The following is a 6,109-nucleotide window of genomic DNA, read 5'->3' as shown; positions in this document are numbered from 1 at the left end:
TGTATCGGGATCTGCCATGATAAACAAATATCCCATGGAATGAATGAAAAAATCCCTGAGGATATTTTCCTGGGACCCGGGGAAAATAATTACAGATACAGGGTACAGCTTTTGGGCGGCCAGCATGGCCCCAATGGCATCAAAATCAGAATTTACATGGCTGGTTATGACTGTCCTGGGGGATATTGCCTGTTTTTTTTGGGGCACCGGATAACTCCTGTTGAAATGCATTTTGCAAATTTATATAGTATATCTGTATTGAATTTACTATCTTAAAAACATGAAGGAATGGTCATGGCAGTCATTTACGAGTGGAAGGGCAAGAATCCCAAAGGCCGGAAAATCAAAGGGGAGATGGAAGCTGAGACGCCGGAACAGGTCAGGACCAGCCTTGAACGCCGCAAAATAACCCCGACAAGGGTCAGAAAAAAGCCAAAAGATTTATTTGAAAATATCTCCTTTCTTGCGCCTAAAATAAAAGAGAGCGACGTCATTATTTTCGCACGACAGTTCTCCACCATGATTGATGCCGGCCTGCCGCTTCTGCAATGCCTGGATATTTTGTGTTCCCAGCAGGAAAACCCCACATTTAAAAAGCAGCTTAAGCATATTAAAGAGTCTGTTGAATCTGGTGAGACCTTTGCCGATTCACTGAAAAAATACCCGAAAACCTTTAACGAACTTTTTATCAACATGATCTCAGCCGGGGAGGCCGGCGGTATTCTTGATGTCATTTTACAGCGGTTGTCAGCTTATGCCGAAAAAATGGCAAAACTCAAAAAGCAGGTCAAGGGGGCCATGACCTATCCCGGCATCACCCTGGCTGTGGCAGTTATTGTGGTGGGCGTTATCCTTGTTTTTGTTATACCGGTATTTGAAAAAATGTTTGCTGACATGGGCGCGGCTCTGCCCATTCCCACCCAGATGGTTGTCACGCTGAGCAATTTTGTGGTGGGGCACATCGGATTGATGATTCTGGGATTGATCTGCACTGTTTTTCTTTTCAAACAAACGTATAAATCAAAAAAGGGCCGAATTTTTCTCGATGATATGTTTTTACGCCTGCCTGTTGTCGGTATTTTGATCCGAAAGGTGGCTGTTGCAAAATTTACCCGCACTACCGCCACCATGATTTCATCCGGGGTGTCTATTCTTGATGCCCTGGACATTGTGGGCAAAACCGCCGGCAATAAAATTATTGAATTTGCCATCTCAGATGTCAAGGTCGGCATTTCCGAAGGTCGGTCCATGGCGGATCCTTTGCTGGAGAGCGGGGTATTTCCGTCCATGGTCTGCTCCATGATCGCAGTGGGTGAATCCACAGGTGCCCTGGATACCATGATGACCAAAATAGCAGATTTTTATGATGATGAAGTAGACCAGGCCGTAAAAAACCTGACTGACATGATCGAGCCTTTCATGCTTGTATTTTTAGGTGTCGTGGTCGGCGGTCTTGTGATTGCCATGTATCTGCCGATTTTTACAATGGCCAACGCCATTGGATAGCCAGGATTTTTTATTCCGACGGATCCGGGAGCTGTTTATTCAGATCAAGTGGGTTGTCCTGGCAAGGGCTGTATTTGCCCTGGTACTGATATTTTCCACTCTTTTTTTCTCCGATACCGGTTTGACCGGACAAAGGGATCAATCCTTTCTGTCCCTTTACAAAATTTCCGGCACCATCCTTGGTCTGTCTCTAGTTTATTTTGCCTGGCTTTGCACAAAGAAATATCTGTATACCCTTGCCTATACCCAGATAATTATTGATACTGTTATCGTCACAGCCATTGTTTTTGTCACCGGGTGCTTTTATAGTATTTTCACATTTTTATATCTGCTGGTTATTATCTATGCCGCCATGCTGCTACTTGTCCGGGGCAGTTTTTCAGTGGCTTTGGCATCAAGTATTCAATATGGTTTTCTCATTGAACTTGAGTATCTTAAAATCATTGTTCCTTTGCCGGAAAACCAGGCCCTTTCCCTGGCCGTGGACCAGCATAATATCCTGTACCGGATTGTTATCACCATTTCAGCCTGTTTTGCCACGGCAGCGTTAAGCGGCATTCTTTCCCTGCAGCTTAAATCAGCCAGAAAAGACCTTAAAATCACCCAGGAACATTTAAAACGCGTGGAAAAAATGGCGGCTGTGGATGAAATCGTGTCAGGCATTGCCCATGAGATTAAAAACCCTTTGGCATCTTTGTCAGGCTCCATACAGATGCTGAGGGATGAAATGGCTCCAACAGAGGAAAATGATAAGCTGATGCAGATCATTTTAAGGGAAACAGACCGCCTTAAACAGATCGCGACCGATATTCGACTGATTTCAAAACCCGGCCGGACCAACGCAGAATTGATAGACCTGGCCAAGGCCATTGATGATGTAAAAACCCTGTTTGACAATACACCGGACTGGCATGGCAGAATCAATATTGTTACCCGGCTTGAAAGGGATCTGGCAGTGTGCATGGATGCGGTTCACCTGCAGCAGATTTTATGGAATCTGATGAAAAACGCGGCTGAATCCATTGACGGGAAAGGGAAAATTACAATATCCCTGCATTCCCCCAGACACAAACGCATTTACCTGACTATTCAGGACACGGGGCAGGGCATTGACAAAAAAAATGCCCCTCATATTTTTGATCCGTTCTTTACCACTAAAAGTGATGGGACCGGAGTTGGTCTTTCAATTACCCACAGGATTGTCGACACCTATGACGGCATGATTGATTTTGAATCCATTCCCGGAAAAGGTACGGTTTTCACACTGATTTTTCAAAATCCCAATTTCAAAGAGTAAATTGGGATCCCCAGGGCAATGGTTACCCCAACGTTGAGGGTGTTACTCTTCTTTTTGAAATTCATTTTTGTATTCCCCGCAGACAGGACAGGTCCAGTTCTGGGGAAGGTTTTCAAAGGCAGTGCCGGGGGCAATGCCGTTGTCGGGATCGCCTTTTGCCGGGTCATACACGTAGTCACAGGGTCGGCATGCTCCTGGGCTCCCATCACATCCAGGTGCATCGTCATACACGTAGCCATTGGGGCCGCATACATATTTATTCATATTTTTTTCATTATTCTATTTTTGTTGGTTTATTTTTCAATTATATCCAAATAGAAAGGTACCGGCTTGGGCCGTATAAGTCAAGTCCGGCTTTCCCGTGACAATGGGGCATCAAACCCTAACTATCCGTTCGAACCCTATTTATGTGCGTGGGTGGTAATACCTGCAATGATAATCCCGCCAAGTATAGCGGTAATCGGTGCCACCATGACCAGGCCGATACTGCCGATCAGGGTTCTCATGATTTCTGCGGACACGATTTTCAGGTTGATCATGCGCATGAAACTTGGGTCTTTAACCCTGAAAATCATCAATAGCGTCAGATACCCGCCTGAATAGGCTAAAAGCAGTGTGGTGGTCATGGTCCCTATCACCTGGCGTCCCACTGTAAATCCGGATTTTATCAGTTCCTTTGCACGGATATCCGGTTTTTTTATTCTGATTTCATCCATGGATGCGGCAATATCCATGGCAATGTCCATGGCTGCCCCCGACGCCCCAAGTACAATGGCGGAATAAAAAATCTGCTGGATGTCAAGATTGTAGTACCCGGAAAAAATAAGCGCATTCACATAGGGCTGGGTCATTCCTAAAAGACCTGCTCCGTTTCCGAAAACAAGTGTGGCCCCCAGGGTCACGGCAAGGCCCGCAATGGTGCCTAAGAATGCGGTTATACCTTTCCGGTTGAATCCGGCCACCATGAAAATGATGATCCCAGACAGCAGGATAAGGGTGAAGGTGGTTGTGATCAGGGGCGGATGACCGGCAAGGATCTGTTTAACCAGAATCTCCCAGATAATGAAGATGGACAAAACAAAGGAGAGAAGGGCCTTGACACCAATGGCACCGGCATAGGCAAGCAACGCAATGGCAAAAACGATAAACATGTACAAAAGGCTGTCCTGCCGGTAAAGGTCAATTGCTTTGACATGCTCGATTTTCCCGTTTGTATCCATGATGATTGCTGCAATGATGGTATCATCAACATGGTACAGATTCTCAAGGTCAATCTGGCCGTTAAGGCTGTTGGTTGCCTGGGTTTTCACTCCCTTGAACCGTGTGTTTAAAATTTCAATCCCAAGGGTCTGAAACCCTATGTGAGAAAGACATGACGTATGCACTTCGGAATCATCAACAGCCATGACCCTGGCCCGGGCTTCCATGGTGGATGGGTCCATGGCAGGTTCCCGGGCCCAGAAGTAAAAAAAAATGGCTGCCGTAAATGCAGCCAAGGTCAGAGTCGAGAAGATGAAAGATTTATTCAAGGTTGAACCCTAAAGTCTGGGCCATTGTTTTTGCAATCTGTGTATTGTCCTTGTAACCGCCGAACCGGCCGGCATACGCCCCGGTGGCAGACATGGGGATCATGGTGGCGGTGTGGATGGTGGTGGTCCAGTTGATATTGGCCCGGGTTGATAAAATGTGGGCTGCTGTCAGCGCAGCCGGGTTCAGTTTATAATATCCCAGTGTATCCCCGGCATCGGCTGACACCATGGCTTTGTTCAGGCTTGCTGCTTCAGCATCGCTTAAGTTGGACAGACCGAAATTTTTAGAAAGATAGTTCAGGTAGGCAGTCTTATCGCCTTTATATTGGCCTTCACCATCGTTAAGGGTGTCTTCCACGGAAACATGGACATCATCAAGGGCCGCCATGTTGAGTTTGTAACCCATGCTGTCCATGCCAAGTCCCATGCCGCCGGTTTCATGGTCACCCACAACCACAATCAGGGTCTGGTCCTTGTGGGTTTGAAAAAATTCATAGGCTGTTTTAATCGCATCGTCAAAGGCAATGGTGTCCCAGATAACGCCGGACGGATCATTGGCATGGGCTGCATGGTCAATCCTGCCGCCTTCAACCATCAGGAAAAATCCCTTGTCACCCTGGTCCAGAACATCAATGCCTGCCTTGGTCATTTCAGCAATTGAGGGCACATCTTTATACTGGTTCATACGTTCGACTTCATAGGGCATATGGGTATAGGTAAATGCGGCAAATACTTTGCCTTGTTTGGAAAAATCGGCTGACCTGAAGGCTTTTGCCCCTTTCATTCCGATAAAGGTTGCATACCCCTTGGCTTCAAATCCCTTGACCAGATCCTTTTCGTCTTTGCGTTTGGATTTGATGGGTTTGCCTAGGGCATCGGGGTTTTCAATTTTCATGGATGCCGGAATGAAATGGCGTATACCGCCGCCTGCAAAGAAATCAACACCCGAATTCAGGAAATCATCGGCAATCTCATTTTCATTATCTCTGGAAACATTGTGGGCGGCAAAGGCAGCGGGTGTGGCATGGGTCAGGCGGGTGGTGGTGATCAGACCGGTTTTCATACCATGGTCCCTTGCGACTTCGGTCAGGGTTTTGACATTGTTGCCGTTGACATCTTTTCCAATGACCCCTTTGTTGGTTTTAATGCCGGAAGCCAAAGCTGTTGCAGCGGCTGCTGAGTCTGTGATCAGCGTATCTGCACAATATGTTGTATTAATGCCCGCAACTTCAAAGGTGTCCATGACCAGTCGGCTGTTCGGGTTCTTAAGTTGATCCTGAAGAAAAAATTCACTGAACTGGCGCTGGGCAGCGCCTAATCCATCGCCGATGAAATAAAATACGTACTTGGGTTGTCCGGCCAGAGCCGATGCCGTCATGAAAAGCAGTACCAGGCTGACAGCCAAAATAGATTTAATCTGTTTTAAAAATTGCATAGGTATTTCTCCTTGAATAATTGTTAAACACCGTGGGAAAACTGACGCAGCTATACTATTTCATTTGGGTTAGGATTGGTTGTGAAACGTAATAAGAAATTGTTAGATCTAAAGATACAAAAAAAGCCGCAAACCCATATTGACGGGTGTTGCGGCCTTTAACTGTTTTGATCTGTTAAGGCGGTATTATTGATGCAGCCTATCTATTCTTCCGCTAGCATCAGTGTGGCCGGCTCCAGCAAAAATTTCTGATCTGTTCGGTCCCCGTCCTTAAGTACAATGGCCTGGATTTTATTTTCCACAGAAACAAGGAATACTGCCTTGTCAAACAACATGTCGTAA

Annotated in this window: 6 protein-coding genes; 2 read left to right on the top strand and 4 right to left on the bottom strand. The window is 46.2% G+C overall.

Annotated features, from left to right (window positions below):
- Positions 1–207 (bottom strand): hypothetical protein (locus AB7U36_RS16565; protein WP_428160806.1); only part of this gene is annotated, 207 nt, incomplete at its 3' end.
- Between the two features lie 87 nt (positions 208–294).
- Here AB7U36_RS16565 and AB7U36_RS16560 point away from each other — a divergent pair.
- Positions 295–1,506 carry a type II secretion system F family protein gene (locus tag AB7U36_RS16560; protein ID WP_428160805.1) on the top strand — a complete coding sequence of 404 codons (1,212 nt, stop codon included), beginning with the start codon at positions 295–297 and terminating at the stop codon, positions 1,504–1,506.
- On the top strand, positions 1,499–2,803 hold the full coding sequence (locus AB7U36_RS16555; RefSeq protein WP_428160804.1) for a two-component system sensor histidine kinase NtrB: 1,305 nt from the start codon (positions 1,499–1,501) through the stop codon (positions 2,801–2,803). The genes AB7U36_RS16560 and AB7U36_RS16555 overlap by 8 nt, the downstream gene beginning before the upstream one ends.
- Positions 2,804–2,845: 42 nt before the next feature.
- Here the strand turns inward: AB7U36_RS16555 and AB7U36_RS16550 are convergent, their stop codons facing one another.
- The 3 genes from AB7U36_RS16550 to AB7U36_RS16540 form a co-directional block, all read right to left on the bottom strand.
- A complete protein-coding gene (locus AB7U36_RS16550; RefSeq protein ID WP_428160803.1) occupies positions 2,846–3,067 on the bottom strand; it encodes a rubredoxin in 222 nt (73 codons plus the stop codon).
- A gap of 137 nt (positions 3,068–3,204) precedes the next feature.
- Positions 3,205–4,332 (bottom strand): YibE/F family protein, encoded by a 1,128-nt coding sequence (locus tag AB7U36_RS16545; RefSeq protein WP_428160802.1) that lies wholly within the window; start codon positions 4,330–4,332, stop codon positions 3,205–3,207.
- Positions 4,325–5,767, bottom strand: a complete 1,443-nt coding sequence (locus AB7U36_RS16540; protein WP_428160801.1) for an alkaline phosphatase — start codon at positions 5,765–5,767, stop codon at positions 4,325–4,327. Before AB7U36_RS16540 ends, AB7U36_RS16545 begins: the two co-directional genes overlap by 8 nt.
- Between the last annotated feature and the right edge of the window lie 342 nt (positions 5,768–6,109).

This window comes from Desulfobacter sp. (assembly GCF_050177295.1).
Note: the sequence above shows the minus strand (reverse complement) of the source record. Positions and strands in the feature narration are given on the sequence as shown.